This window comes from Streptomyces sp. MB09-01 (genome assembly GCF_033794505.1).
In the GTDB taxonomy this organism is placed as follows: domain Bacteria; phylum Actinomycetota; class Actinomycetes; order Streptomycetales; family Streptomycetaceae; genus Streptomyces.
Genome location: NZ_JARAYQ010000236.1, coordinates 1 through 13,023 on the forward strand (window position 1 = coordinate 1; position 13,023 = coordinate 13,023).

A 13,023-nucleotide genomic window follows, 5' to 3' on the forward strand; every position below is an offset into this window, starting at 1 on the left:
CCCCAGGGGTAGCCGCACCCCTGCGGCCACCCCCCTCGCCCTCCCTGGCCTGTTCCTTAGCCTTGCGGGCAGCCGAACGGGCATCCCGCTCGGCCTGCCTCTTCTCGGCCCGGACGGCAGCACGCTCGTCCCACCGCTCGTGGTCGAGCAGCCGGTAGATGCTGGGGATGTTGACCCTGGGGTTGTTGGGGTCAGGACGCCGCTCGACGTCCAGCAGCCCCTTGTCCTCCAGCCGCTTCGTCGCCCGGTCGACGGTGTCCACCGACCGCCCGATGCATCGCGCGAGGACCTTACGAGTGGGGATGTCATCGACGTCCAGGGCGTCGTCGGTCTCCCGAGTTCCCTGGTCGGCGAAAGAGGCGATGGCCGCGTACAGCGCCTTGTCAACAGGCTCGACGCTGCCATCCCGCGCGAGCAGCGCGTCGAACTTGATCCAGTCGATGGCGGCCTCGCTGACCACCCGGGGGATGACGTCGTGGCTCACCATGCCGCTCCTCCCTGGGCGAGGACGGCGGGGCGGATCCCTGCGGATCCGAGGTGCACGGGTTCGTGCACGGCACACCTCCTAGTGGATGTTGTGCCGTGAACTCTCCACATGGGGGCTTGCCCGAAGGCTTGCCCGCTGCCCGGAAGGCCCAGGTGACGGGCTTGCCCATTCTCGCGCCACGTGGGCAGGCCGGCACTGGGCAAGCCAGGGTGCGCGGGAACGGGCGCGGACAGGCCGGGGGATCGGTGGGATGGGCGGGGTACAGCCGCCGCGGCGGCATTGTTCAGGTGTGACACATACGGTCCCTTGATTAAGGGAGCCGTGGATCAGCTGATCAACCGTGTGACTCAGGCCACTGGGCAAGCCTGTCTGGGCTTGCCCGGGAGTCGTTGTCTATGCTGTTGGGTAGGTGACCGACGGGCCTGATGGTCCAGGCACCCAGCGCGGTCACCGCGCTGACCACGACTCCGGATGCTTGCCGGCTGGGGAGTCGCTTCAACGGCCGTTCCTGTCCTACCAGGGGCGGCCGTTGGTCTTTTCTTCACTACGAGGGGTTGCTCAGGTTCATCGGGAGGCCCTCCTTCCCGGATCATCGTCAGCAGTTCTGGGCGGCGGAGGCTTAGGCCTCGAAGTCGTACTCAAGGACGTAGGCGCGTGAGTCCAAGGTCATCTCGTTCACCTCGACGGCGCGGCCGTCCTCGGTGAACGCGGTTCGCGAGATCTTGATCACCGGAGTGTCGGCTGCGATGCCCAAGCAGGCACGCTCGTCCGCCGACGGCATCCGGATCACCACTTCCTCCCGGAAGCGGGAGGGTCCGGCCCCTAGGTCGGCGAGCCGGGCGTAGATCCCGCCAGGACCGGTGTCGGTCTGGGTGATCGGCGTACCGGCGACGAATGCGTTGCTGAGGTACGAGGTGGACATCAGGACTGGTCGGCCGTCGACGATATGGCGCCGACTGCGGGCGAAGGCCTGCTCCCCTTCAGGGAGGGCAAGAACTTCGGCGACCTCTGCGGATGGTGTCACCGCGCCGAGGACCTGGCTGTCGGTCGTCAGCGCGCGGCTGTCGTCCGCAGCGAAGAGTGACTTGCCAGCACCCCAGTGCTGCCTGGAGAGTCGGGCGGCACCGCGCCGGCGGATCGGGGTGAACGGCTCCACGACGAAGAAACCGGCGCCCTTGCGGGCCTCCACAATGCCTTCGGCTTTGAGTTCCCGCAGGGCCTGACGTGCTGTCATCGCGGCAACGCCGTACTGGGCGGCAAGGGGATTCTCGCCAGGCAGCCGGTCGCCCGGCCCATACTCGCCGTTGTCAATCGCCTCCCGCAGAGCGTCAGCGATTTCACGGTACTTCGGCTGCTCGGTCATTTTCGCAAGTCATCCCCTCTCCACCTCGCTAGCGATCCTACGACGCGCCGCCACGAGATCAGCGGCGGCGCCCCTTTCGACACGAGCATACATCGCTAGCGAAGTCTTGACATCACTAGCGAGATCGCGTTTTCCTTGTCACGTCGCTAGCGAGGTCTGGGAGGGCCGAGGCGGAGCGGCATAGGCACCCCCATGCCAAAAACGGCCCCCGGGATTGCGCCCCGGGAGCCGTCGCACAGGCCGTCCACGTCTGAGGAGAACGACCCGTGAACACCATCTTCGCAGCCAGTAGTCGCACGACCCACCCACAGGGTCTGGAACAGGTCGAGATCCTGCGCCAGCTGCAGCTGATGACCGGCGTGCTGCCGGTCGACTGGCTGGCCCCGCTGGACGAGTCGGCCGAACAGCAGGCGGCGCGCCTGGAGTTCCAGGCTGACGTGATCCTCGGCATCGCCGAGCACGACCCGAAGACCGCCGCCCGCGTCGCCGAGCTGATCAGCCGGCTGACGGGCGAGCCTGAGGCGAAGCAGACCGGCCGCGTCTTCGGCCCGGTCCCCGCGGACACCCGCCCGAACCGCTCCGGCTCCATCCCCTTCCCGTTCACCGTCGCGCTCGTGTCCTCCGTCCGGAACGGCAAGTCGGTGCCGGCGGCCGCCTTCACCGCGCGGGAGGTGAAGGTCGCATGAGCACCAGCACCCCGCGCGGCCTGCCCTTGAAGGTCCAGGCCCTGGTGACGACGTGGTCCATCACCGCATTCGTTCTCCTCGGCGCCGGCTGGCTCCTGGGCCTGGAGGCGACCTGGTGGCAGCGCGTACTGCTCGCGCTCCCGGTCGCCGGACTCGCCTACCTCGACAGCCGCGGCCACACGCCCATCGTCGAGATCCGCGCCCGCCTGACCCGGCTCCTCGCCGAACTCGGCGCGATCCAGCTCCCCCTGGCCGTGGCCGGCGGCGCCTGGCTCCTCGGCCTCACTCCCGGCGTCGCCGAGCGCATCGGCGTCTGCCTGGTGATCGCCCTCGTCGCCGCCCTGTACCGCTACGCCCCGCACGCGGCCACCCCGACCGCCGGAGGTACCCCGTGAGCATCACCGAACTCCGCACCGGCCGCCGCGAGGACCGCGCCGCCGAGGCCGCCGAGAACCGCCGGGACGAGGAGCTGCGCGCTGAACTGGGTCTCCGGGCGCAGCAGCAGGCCTTCGAGCAGGAGATGGCGCGCGGCGCCGCTGAGCAGGAGGCCAAGGACCACGAGGCCGAGCGCATCCGCAAGGCCAAGGAGGCCGAGGCCGCCGCCAAGCTCGCGAAGGAGAAGTCCGACCAGGCCGCGAAGGCGGCGGCCGACAAGGAGAAGCGGCGTGAGAAGGCGCGGCGCCGCAAGGAGGCTCGCGAGCGGTTCGCCGCCCGGCTGAACGCGGCCCCGGCGTGGCTGGCCGAACACCTCGACCTGGCCGCCGCGCTGGCGGTCATGGCGTGCAGCATCGTGCCGGCCCTCATCTCCCAGGCCGCCTCGCTGACCGGCACGGGCATCCTCATCGAGATGGGGTGGACGGCCTACCTGCTGGTCACCCTGCTGCCGGTGATGCTGGAGTGCTCCGCCTGGGCGGCCACGGCCGGCGAGGCCAAGGCCATGAAGCAGGGCCGCTCGCCGTGGCCGTACCGCATCGCGATCTACGCCTTCGCGAGCCTGGCCGCCTGGATCAACTGGCTCCACGGCCACCAGGTCGGCGGCGAGAAGTACGGGACCATCCTGGGCGCGGTCCTCGCCGCTTCCTCGATCATCCCGATCGCCGTCTGGCAGCTGGTCCAGCTCGGCCGGCACCAGAAGTTCCGGGCGCAGATGAAGGCCGACAGGGTCCGGCGCAAGGAAGTCAAGAAGACCCGGGAGGAGCGCAAGGATCTGCTGCCGACGGTGTGGGCGACCGCGAAGAGGCTGCGCGCCATCGCCGGACACGAACGGCTTTCCGAGGACGAGGCCTGGCACGCCGCCTTCGCTGTACACGAGGGCACCGGCGAGGACTCCCTGCCGGAGGAACTGCTGCGGCACTTGTCGGCCGACATGCTCGGGCTGCGGGTGGATGCGGAAGGCCGTCTGGCGGAGGTTCTGGAAGAGCTCGCGGACGCGCGCCGCATGCGCCTCACCGCTTCCGCGAGGGTGTCCGCAGTGGCGGCCGAGAACGTCTCTGAAGAGTTTGTGAAGCCTGTCGCGGAAGAGCCTGCAACCCTCCCCACACGGGTCTTTGCAGGAACCCGTGACGGACTCGTAGAGGGCCCGGCGAACGCTTTCCGGTGGAATGGATCTTCGCAGGTCAACACGTCCGTCCCCCCGTCCACGCGCACACCCGAGAAAGCGCCCGCGCGGAAACGCGCGGCAGCGGCCGCGGGCTCGAAGCGGCAGTCCGTGACGGCCTCCGTGCGGAGGCTCTCGCCGGCCGCCCGGCGGGCTGCCGCGGAAACCGCGAAGAACTACGACGCGACCGAGAATGCCGCGATCGAGGAGTGGATCCGAAGCGAGATCCGCGACGGCCGGATCCCCACCGCCAAGGGGGTCACCGCGGAGACGAAGCAGCGCCGCGCGGAAGTCCACGGAGACAAGGCCATCGAGCCGGGCAAATCCTGGGTCTACGACCGCCTCGCCAAGGCCAAGTCGACCCGCAGCAACCCGACCGGTCCCCGGAGCCGGTGATGCCGCGATCCAGTCCCCGCTACGACGACCCGGAGGGCGAGGAGTTCGGCATACCGACCTGGCCCTGGAAGCTCGGCCCTGACCCCGAGGTCATGGCCACCTACCGACAGCTGCGGGCCCGCGGGCTGCGCCCGGGCGGCCAGCCCGTGGCCGGCCAGCTCGGGTGGACCCGCCAGGGCAACCCGAGGTTCGCCGCCCTCTACTTGGTCGAGCTGGCCAAGCCGAAGCGGCCGATGACGGAGGCGCGATGGGCCGCGATCCGCAAGGCGGTGGCAGCCCGCAGGGTCTGCCCCGAGTGCCACACCGAGAAGGACTACGAGATCCCCAAGCGCTACGGGGTCTGCAACGACTGCCCCGGCGGCGCGAACGCCGCCTGACCCGAACACCTTCCCCCCGAACGAGCGCAGGGCGCGGACCGCCGGTCTCAACCGACCAAAGCGATGCCCGGCTTCCCCGCCCCGCGCTCACCCCCGAACAGGAGGCGTGAACAGCATGACCGAGATCGACACCAACCCGAAAGTCGACGACCCGCAGCTGGGGGCCAAGGTCGGCCAGGCCATGGACCGCAAGGTGCTCTGGGAGGCCGCCGAGCTGATCGTCTCCACCCAGTTCGGCTCCCGGTCCATGCTCCAGCGCAAGCTGCGCATCGGCTGGGAACTGACGGGCCGGATGATGGACGCGCTGGAGGTCCTCGGCGTCGTCGGCCCCGAGCAGGGGTCCCAGGCCCGCGAGGTGAAGATCAAGCTCGTCGAGGACCTGGAGCCCGTCTTCGAGACCCTCTACGGCGACGGCGGCACCGACTTCACGGCGCTGCTGCACACGGACCGCGAGGCGCCGCCCGCCATCCCGGCCCAGCCGACGGATCTTCCGGACGACGAAGACGAGGACGTGGACGGTGAGCCGGCGCCGGAGCACAGCCGGCCGATCGAGGGCACCGTCTACACCCCTGAGGAGTGGAAGCTGCGCGAGGACCCGGAGGGCGACCGCCCCTGGATCAACCCGCAGCTGCGCACCAAGGAGGGCCGCAAGGCCCGCTACGCCTACCTGCGCCGGCAGGCCCGCCGCCGCGTACGAAAGGCCGCCGCCCGCCAGCTCACCACCCACGGGATCATGCCCCGGGCCCTGCGCGGGGAGCGGCGGATGCGCTCCTGGGTCATCGGCATGGAGGGTTACAAGGCCGCGGCCGACGAGCGCCTGGCGCTCGCCGCCGTCGAGACGGCCAAGCGCAGCGCCCGCCGCGCGCAGCTCGCGCTCCTGAAGCGCGAACAGAAGCAGGCCGAGGCGGCCAAGCTCCAGCTGGAGGCCGGCAAGCAGCTGGCCGTCGCACAGAGCGCGCGCAAGAGCGCGAAGCGGGCCGTGGCGTTCCGCGCCGGGGTCACCTACGGGCCGCTGGTCCTGGCCGACGCGGCCGCCTACGGCTTCGCCGACGTCTGGGGCTTCCTCGGCGCCCTGGTGCTCAATCTCGCCGGTATCTCCATGCTGGGCCGCGACGTCGAGGTCAGCGAGGAGGAGCTGGAGCGGCTGGAGCGGATCGAGGCCGGCGCCCCGCAGCAGGTCAGCGTGGGCATGACGCCGCGCATGTTCGAGCAGATGATGCGCCAGGCCCTCACCGAGGACCTCAAGCTGACCCTCTCGGCGCTGCGGGTCGACCCCCACGCGTGGGGATTCGAGATCCACGTCTGGCTGGAGCGGATGACCCCGGAGAAGATTTCCAACGGGCTGGACACGCTGGAGGCATGCCTTCCCGGCGTACGCACCGGCAGTGTGCTGCTCCAGCAGTCCGCGGAATCGCGCAATTACTGTGTGATCCGCGTACCGGGCAGCAATCCCTGGCAGGCCGTTCCCGAACTGCCGGTCCGGGAACCGAAGTCCGTTTCCACTGCCGACCTCCACAAGGAGCAGATCGGCGGCGACATGGCAGGGCGGCCCTTGGCCCTGCCGATGTGCCGCACCAATGTGAACGTTGTCGGCAAGAGCCGGTCGGGGAAGTCCACGATTCTGCGGGCCATCCTGGACGTGCTCACCGCGACCGAGGACCAGATCATCATCGGCATCGATCTGGGCGGCGCCGGCAGCGGCTTCGGCGGTCTGCGGCACGCCATGCACGTGGTGGCCACCACCCCGGCGGAGGCGAGGGAGGCTCTCCAGTGGGTGCTGGACATCGGCAAGGGCAGGCCCGGGCTCTTCGACCGCCTCGGCATGGGCGAGAACTGGGTCACCTCCCGGGAACGGCCCGGCATCAAGGTCGTCGTGGACGAGTTCCCCGCGCTGGTCCGCGAGAGCCGCAAGGGCTACTACGACGAGGACCTCAAGCGGCAGGTCTCCTGGGACCTCGACGGCATGCTCGCCGAGATTTCGATCACCTGCGCCAAGAGTGATGCCACCGAGATCATCGCCGGACAGGGCGTCACGAAGGAGAAGATCAAGGACAACACCTGGGTAGTGGAACTGCCCGTCCAGGTGCTGGCTGCCTGCGACAAGGACGACGTCATCCAGGTCCTCGGCGACGGCATGCTCGCCCAGGGGTGGCGCGCCGACCGGCTGGTGCCCGCGATGGGTGCCCAGATCAACGACGCCTCCGTGGTGTACGTGATGGCCGGCAGCGCCTACTGCGAGCCCATCCCGTACCGCGGCTGCTACGCCGACCCCGACGAGCTGCTGCGCCGCGGCCGGGCCCGGGCCCAGGCCGGGCTGGTCGACATCGACCCAGAGTCCGCGAAGCTCAGCCGCATCTCACTGCGGAGCCTGATGGAGACCAGCGCCCGGAACTACGCCGCCGGGGGCCAGGAGCAGGACGCCGTCCCCCAGCTGATCACCTCCATCCGCAAGGTCTTCCGAGCAGCCGGGAACCCGAGCGGCCTCCAGCTGGAGGAGATCGCGGCCGGCCTCGCCCAGCACGACGCCGACCGCTGGGACCTGGAGGCGTTCGACGGGGAAGACACCGTGGACCAGGAGACCGCCCGCGCCGTCGCGCTGAAGGCGGCGATCAAGGCGGTGCTCGCCCCAAGCGGCAAGTCCTGGACGACCGACAGCTACCGGCGCCCGGGCGAGAAGAGCACGGTCAAGGGCTACTGCCTGCGCCACCTCAAGAAGATCACCGGCGAGGACGCGAGCGCCTCCTGAGCGCAAGGAACACCTCAGGAACACGCAGGTCAGCGCGCCGGAACAGGCCGAGAACAGGGACGGAACACCACACAGGACCGGTGGCAGTGTTCCCCTCCCCGCACCTGTTCCCGCCGTGTTCCGGCCCCCTGACCTGCACGTTCCTCCCCGTTCCCGGCTGTTCCCCGCCCGAAAGATCCCCAGGAGTCCGTAATGATCGACCCGTCCCGCACCCACGACCCGGACGCCGGCTACTACCGAATCACCGCCGAGCGCCGCTTCAACTACCTCCAGCTCGACCCCGACCACACCATCCGCGTCGTGTGGCAGGCCCTGCCCGTCACCTGCCCCATGTGCGGCGCCGACACCGGCCTGACCCTCGTCCTCGAACGCAGCGCGCAGCCCGTAGTCGAGGTGCTCTGCCCGGCCCGGCACGAGTGGTCCGAGCACCTCATCGACCCCGCCCACTTCACCGCCTGGGCCGACATGCGCTGGACCACCCCGAACTGGGACATGTACTGGATCCTGGAGGCCGGGTTCGGCGAGGAGCCGCCCCCGCCCATCGACCTGGTCGAAGAGGTTCCCAAGGCCGCACGGATCGTCACCAAGATCCTCGTCCGCGAGGCGAAGAAACGCGTCCGCCGCCAAGTACGCCGCCGCGTCCGCAAGGTGAAGAAGAAGGCCCTCAACGTCGCCTACTCCCCGGTCGCGGCCCTCATCCGCACCGCATGGGCCATGCAGGCCGGCATCCCTCAGGAGACGCCCGCCCCGGCGGAGAAGAAGGGCAAGCAGGCCCCCGGGCCGAAGATCCCCTCCCTTGCCAAGTACCGCGCCGCGTACGGCATGGCCACCCCCGTCAAAGGGCCGGCGTGCCTGGTCTGCGAGGACCAGGGGCGGATCGTCGCGCCGGGCGTGAACATCCCTTGCACCGAGTGCGAGGGCCCGGCCGCGGCGGCCCTCGCCGCCGCCGAGCGCAAGGCGGCCCGCGCCCGCGCCGGCGGCCATACCCCCGCGGGCCCGAAGTCCCGGCCGCACCGCGAGGAGGCGGCCGTCGGCGCTGGAGCGCCCGCGGCGGGCGGCACCCGCCCCGGTGGCGGCGCTCCCAGCGCCGACGCGTAGGTGGAAGCCCGCAAATCCCTGGATGCATTCTCTTGAAATGCATTTATTGAAGATGCATACTTGAGTCATCGCAAGGCCCCCGGGTTGGCGAGACAGCCCTGTTCCTCCATGCACGTACCCGGCTGGACCATCCGGCCCGACACGACGGAGAGACCATGCCCACGACCAGCGCCGGAGACCTCGACAAGGTCATCACGGAGGCCCGCTCCTACCACCACCCGCACTTCACCGGCGCCTCGCCCCACCGCTTCGGCGGCCTCGCCTTTGTCTTCCGGCCCTTCACCGGCGCCGAGCAGGAGCCCGCGCGGCCGCTCGAAGCATGGAAGGACGAGAGTCTCACGCCCGAGGCCCGCGCGTTCATCGACGCCGAGTACGACGAGGCGTCCCGCCTCTGGCGCGAGGCCGCCTACACCGCCGCCCTCAAGCAGGCCGCCGATGGCGCCGCTTTCCTGTGGGACAACTGCAGCCGGGCCCGCGCTGCCATGGACCAGCTGTTCACGTCCCTGGACAGCACGCCCGACACGCACTGGCGGGCCACCGTGTCCCAGCTGGTCAACGCCCAGAACAAGGCGCTCGACGCGGCGATCAACTGGGACCGCAAGGGCCTGGAGATCGCCACCGTGCACGAGGGCCACTTCTACAGCGACCTCTCCCACGCCGACGTGTACAAGGCCGCCTCGGTCGACCCGAGCGAATGGGTCATCGGCAGCTTCTACGACTACCAGTCCTTCCGGGGCGGGCCGCTCGCCCGCGAGGTCCAGCAGCGGATCGACGCACAGCGCGAGCACCTGCGCACCGTCGCCGCCCTCTCCGGTGACCGCGACCCGGCCTGACCACCCCGCACCTCCTCCTCCCGGGGCGGCCGCCAGGTCGCCAACTCAGCCGGCCGCCCCGGGATCTCCCAACCGCCCAGCACCACCAGCCCGAAGGAGCCCTCCGTGACACACGTCCAGGTTCACCCTGCCGAGACCGCCCGCCCGAAGTCCCTGGAGAACCGCCCGGTCCGGGCCGCGCGCGCCCGGCGCGCCGGCGTCAAGGCCCTGTCCGCCGTCATCCGCTACGACGGCATCGTCATGGTGGCGGCCACCTTCACCCTCGGATTCGACGCCACCGTCAACAACGACGGCCCGCTCGCGAACCTCAGCGCCACGGGAGCCGTCCTCGCCGCTCTTGCCCTCATCGGCGCCCTCTACGTCATCGACGCCGCCGCCCACGAGCTCATCGACTGGATCAACCCGGACCGCTGGGACGGCGACAGCACCTACGCCCTGGCGGAGGAGATCGGCCAGATCCGCGACGCCATCGACTCCGGCGCCGACCCGGAGGAGATCGAGCACAGCCTGCGCACCAGCGGACTGCTGGAGACGACCGGCGCGCTCACGCGCAGGCTCGCCGTGGCCTTCGCCGAGCAGGGGGAGGAGGACCAGGCCCAGCGCCTGTCCGCATCCGCCCTCCACCTGCGCAAGGCCGACCAGGTGCTCGGACACGGTCAGGCCGGTGACGAGCCGGCCGACGACGCCCGCAAGGATCTGCAGTAGAGGCGCCCCGGGGACGGCGGCCAGGTCGCCAAACTCAACCCACCGTCCCCGGGTCTCCCAACCCGCTCCAACCGGAGCAGGAGGGCCGGACCCATCGTCCCTCACGACCGCGAGGAGCCCAAATGACCCCCCGCCCCGACACCGAGCCCACCACCGCCGAAGACATCAAGGCCGCCGTGCAGATCGCCCAGACCGCACGCGACAACGCCGTACTCGCCGCCGAGACGGAGTTCTGGCAGCGGATGGGCGAGCTCAGCAAGAGCTACCACGGCGCCCAGCAGGACGTCGCCGACGCCATGGGCCGCAAGCGCGACTACGTCTACAAGAACGTGCGGAAGTACACCGTCTGATCCACCGCCTCCGGGGCCGGCCGCCAGGTCGCCAACCACTCAGCCGGCTGCCCCCGGGCCTCCCACCCGCCCCGAACACCCAGGGAGCACCCCATGAACATCCCGCGCATGACCGACGAGCAGAAGGCGGCGCTGTCGAAGAAGCTGTCCAAGGTCAACAAGGAGTCTTCGAACCGCCCCCGCTGACCCACGCGCCTCCCGGGGCGGCCGCCAGGTCGCCAACCACTCAGCCAGCCGCCCCCGGAGCTCCCAATCCCACCGTCCCGCAGGGAAGGCTTCGCCATGTCCGCATCCGCAGCACCCGCCACCTTCGGCACCCAGGCTCCCGACGCGAGCACGCGCCTCCTGGCCGACGAGGTCGAAGCCTGGCTCAGGAAGATCACCCCAGCCGCCGCGCCCGCCCCGGCCGCCGAACAGCCCGCGCCCGCGGCTGGGTTCGATATCCCGGCCCTGGTGGCCGCCGGCCTCGCCGAGGTCGAGCGCAGCGAACGGGCCACCGCCGCCGCCCAGGCCGCCGCCCGCCCCTCCCTGCTCGACCGGATCACCCGCCGCCACCAGCGCCCGGCCACCCGGGCCAGCGTGCACATCCGCCGCGCCGCGGCCGTGCTGGCCGCCGCCGGATGGTGCCGCGGGGAACTCCGCGACGCCACCGGTAGGCACTGCATCCTCGGCGCCCTCATGGCCGCCCCGGCCGACGCCGACACCACCGGTCGCTCCCATATCTACATCCGCTCCGCGATGACCGAACCGGCCGCGTACGCCCAGCCCACGGCCGCCTACCGGGCCCGCATGGAGGCGCAGTGGCGCAGCGAGGGCCGCGACCCGCTGGCCCTGAGCCGCCAGTTCGACATCGCCGTGAACAACAACATCGCGGTCCCGACCGTCGGCGCCGTCCTCGACCTCCTGCAGCGGGCCGCCGAGCTCGCCGAGCGCGCCGGGGACTGACGGCAGGGAATCCCACTAGACGAAGTGATGAATGATAGGTATAGTTTTCTTGTAGGGGTTCGGGTGGTCCTTCCACCCGACCTCCGAACTCACCCCCCAGAAGGGACCGTCATGCTGCGCATCTCGACCCAGCACTTCCTCTTCGGAGGCGGCCGCCTTAGCAGGTACGCCAAGACCATCGCCCCCGACGCCGAGAAGATCGTCCGCGACAAGTTCGGCTCCCTGCCGGCCGTCCACCTGGTCCTCAACGGCGACACCAGCCGCATGGACCACCTGGTGAACACCTCGGAAGCCCAGCTCCTGACCGGCATCAACCCCACGCAGGTCAACGCCGTCAGCCGCCCCGACCGCCACTCCCGCCGGGCCTTCGGTCAGACGTCCATCGACCGCGACGGCGTGCTGATCGTCCTCCAGATCCCCAACATGCGGCACGAGCGCGACGTCCGCGAAACCCTCGTGCACGAGCTCGTCCACGCCCACCAGGTCGGTGACCGCTCCGCCCGCGAGCTCCACCTCAAGTACCTCAAGCACGTCTGGGGCCGGCAGCCCATGAAGCCCAACACTCTCACCGCCTACGAGCTGCTGATCGAGCAGCGCGAGGTCGAGGCCTACGGGGCCGAGGACCTGGCCGCCCAGCTCTGAACCCGACAGGAGACCGCCATGCAGATCCGACTTCCCTGGCCGAGCAGCGCGGACCGCCGCCTCGGGCGCGCCGCCACCACCTTCTCCGACCTCGCCGAACTGACCGCCCGCTGGCTCGAAGGCGACATCCGCTCCTGCCCCGGGGTTATGCCGAACTACGGGCCCGACGAAGAGACCCTGCCCCTCATCGGCTGCCTGGCCGCCGCGAACCGCGCCGGATTCCTCACCGACGACTCCCAGCCCGGCCACGACGCCGCCGACTACGCCGGCAACCTGTGGGAGCAACGCGCCGCCGTCACCGGATTCGTCGCCGACCCCGAGATCCTCACCCGCCTCGTCGACTTCGCCGAGCAGGCCGGCCTCGACCTGCTCGTTCGGTTCCAGGGCGACGAGTTCCACCCCGGCATGGTCGTCTCCCGCGTCAACGGCCTGGACTACACCCGGTACGGCCGCACCCTCACCCACCCCGAGCTCCGGCACTCCTGGCACAGCCGCCTCGTCGGCGACACTGCCTTCGACACCCTGGCCCGCGCCGCCCAGCTCACCATCGCCGACACCGACTTCGAACCCAGCGACTTCCTCTGGACCGTCCTGGACGAAGCCCTGCACCTGCCGAGCACCGCCAGCCGCTGACGGCCCCCCGCGGCGCCCGGCCCTCGGGGCTGGGGCCGGGGGCCGCGGGGGGCGGTCAGCGGCTGCCGTTGACCGGCCATTGCAGGGATGCGTCCAGGAGGAGCGCGACGAAGTCTCGGCGTGCGATGATGGTATCGCAGAAGGGAAGACGAGACCTGAGGTGCT

At 70.5% G+C, this 13,023-nt stretch carries 14 protein-coding genes; 12 read left to right on the forward strand and 2 right to left on the reverse strand.

Annotation, left to right across the window (positions count from 1 at the left end):
- On the reverse strand, positions 1-487 hold a 487-nt coding region (locus tag PV721_RS34110), incomplete at its 3' end, for a helix-turn-helix domain-containing protein (protein ID WP_319731226.1).
- Between the two features lie 619 nt (positions 488-1,106).
- Positions 1,107-1,850, reverse strand: coding sequence for a GntR family transcriptional regulator (locus PV721_RS34115; RefSeq protein ID WP_319731228.1), 744 nt, complete (start codon positions 1,848-1,850; stop codon positions 1,107-1,109).
- Between the two features lie 266 nt (positions 1,851-2,116).
- Here PV721_RS34115 and PV721_RS34120 point away from each other — a divergent pair, with 266 nt between their 5' ends.
- The 12 genes from PV721_RS34120 (at position 2,117) to PV721_RS34175 (ending at position 12,858) form a co-directional block, all read left to right on the forward strand.
- Positions 2,117-2,536, forward strand: coding sequence for a hypothetical protein (locus PV721_RS34120; RefSeq protein WP_319731230.1), 420 nt, complete (start codon positions 2,117-2,119; stop codon positions 2,534-2,536).
- Positions 2,533-2,931 (forward strand): hypothetical protein, encoded by a 399-nt coding sequence (locus PV721_RS34125; protein ID WP_319731232.1) that lies wholly within the window; start codon positions 2,533-2,535, stop codon positions 2,929-2,931. Before PV721_RS34120 ends, PV721_RS34125 begins: the two co-directional genes overlap by 4 nt.
- Positions 2,928-4,529: a hypothetical protein gene (locus PV721_RS34130; RefSeq protein ID WP_319731234.1), complete on the forward strand. Its 1,602-nt coding sequence runs from the start codon at positions 2,928-2,930 to the stop codon at positions 4,527-4,529. Before PV721_RS34125 ends, PV721_RS34130 begins: the two co-directional genes overlap by 4 nt.
- Positions 4,529-4,906: an RRQRL motif-containing zinc-binding protein gene (locus PV721_RS34135; RefSeq protein WP_319731236.1), complete on the forward strand. Its 378-nt coding sequence runs from the start codon at positions 4,529-4,531 to the stop codon at positions 4,904-4,906. Before PV721_RS34130 ends, PV721_RS34135 begins: the two co-directional genes overlap by 1 nt.
- A 115-nt stretch (positions 4,907-5,021) precedes the next feature.
- Positions 5,022-7,652 (forward strand): DNA translocase FtsK, encoded by a 2,631-nt coding sequence (locus PV721_RS34140; protein ID WP_319731237.1) that lies wholly within the window; start codon positions 5,022-5,024, stop codon positions 7,650-7,652.
- 192 nt (positions 7,653-7,844) lie between these two features.
- Positions 7,845-8,750, forward strand: a complete 906-nt coding sequence (locus PV721_RS34145) for a hypothetical protein (protein ID WP_319731240.1) — start codon at positions 7,845-7,847, stop codon at positions 8,748-8,750.
- A 155-nt stretch (positions 8,751-8,905) separates the two neighbouring features.
- Positions 8,906-9,583, forward strand: a complete 678-nt coding sequence (locus tag PV721_RS34150) for a hypothetical protein (RefSeq protein WP_319731242.1) — start codon at positions 8,906-8,908, stop codon at positions 9,581-9,583.
- A 105-nt stretch (positions 9,584-9,688) separates the two neighbouring features.
- A complete protein-coding gene (locus tag PV721_RS34155; RefSeq protein ID WP_319731243.1) occupies positions 9,689-10,288 on the forward strand; it encodes a hypothetical protein in 600 nt (199 codons plus the stop codon).
- 122 nt (positions 10,289-10,410) lie between these two features.
- Positions 10,411-10,638: a hypothetical protein gene (locus tag PV721_RS34160; RefSeq protein WP_319731245.1), complete on the forward strand. Its 228-nt coding sequence runs from the start codon at positions 10,411-10,413 to the stop codon at positions 10,636-10,638.
- A 282-nt stretch (positions 10,639-10,920) separates the two neighbouring features.
- Positions 10,921-11,583: a hypothetical protein gene (locus tag PV721_RS34165; RefSeq protein ID WP_319731247.1), complete on the forward strand. Its 663-nt coding sequence runs from the start codon at positions 10,921-10,923 to the stop codon at positions 11,581-11,583.
- Positions 11,584-11,694: 111 nt separating this feature from the next.
- On the forward strand, positions 11,695-12,225 hold the full coding sequence (locus PV721_RS34170) for a hypothetical protein (protein ID WP_319731249.1): 531 nt from the start codon (positions 11,695-11,697) through the stop codon (positions 12,223-12,225).
- Positions 12,226-12,243: 18 nt separating this feature from the next.
- Positions 12,244-12,858, forward strand: a complete 615-nt coding sequence (locus tag PV721_RS34175; RefSeq protein WP_319731251.1) for a DUF6919 domain-containing protein — start codon at positions 12,244-12,246, stop codon at positions 12,856-12,858.
- Positions 12,859-13,023: the final 165 nt, after the last annotated feature.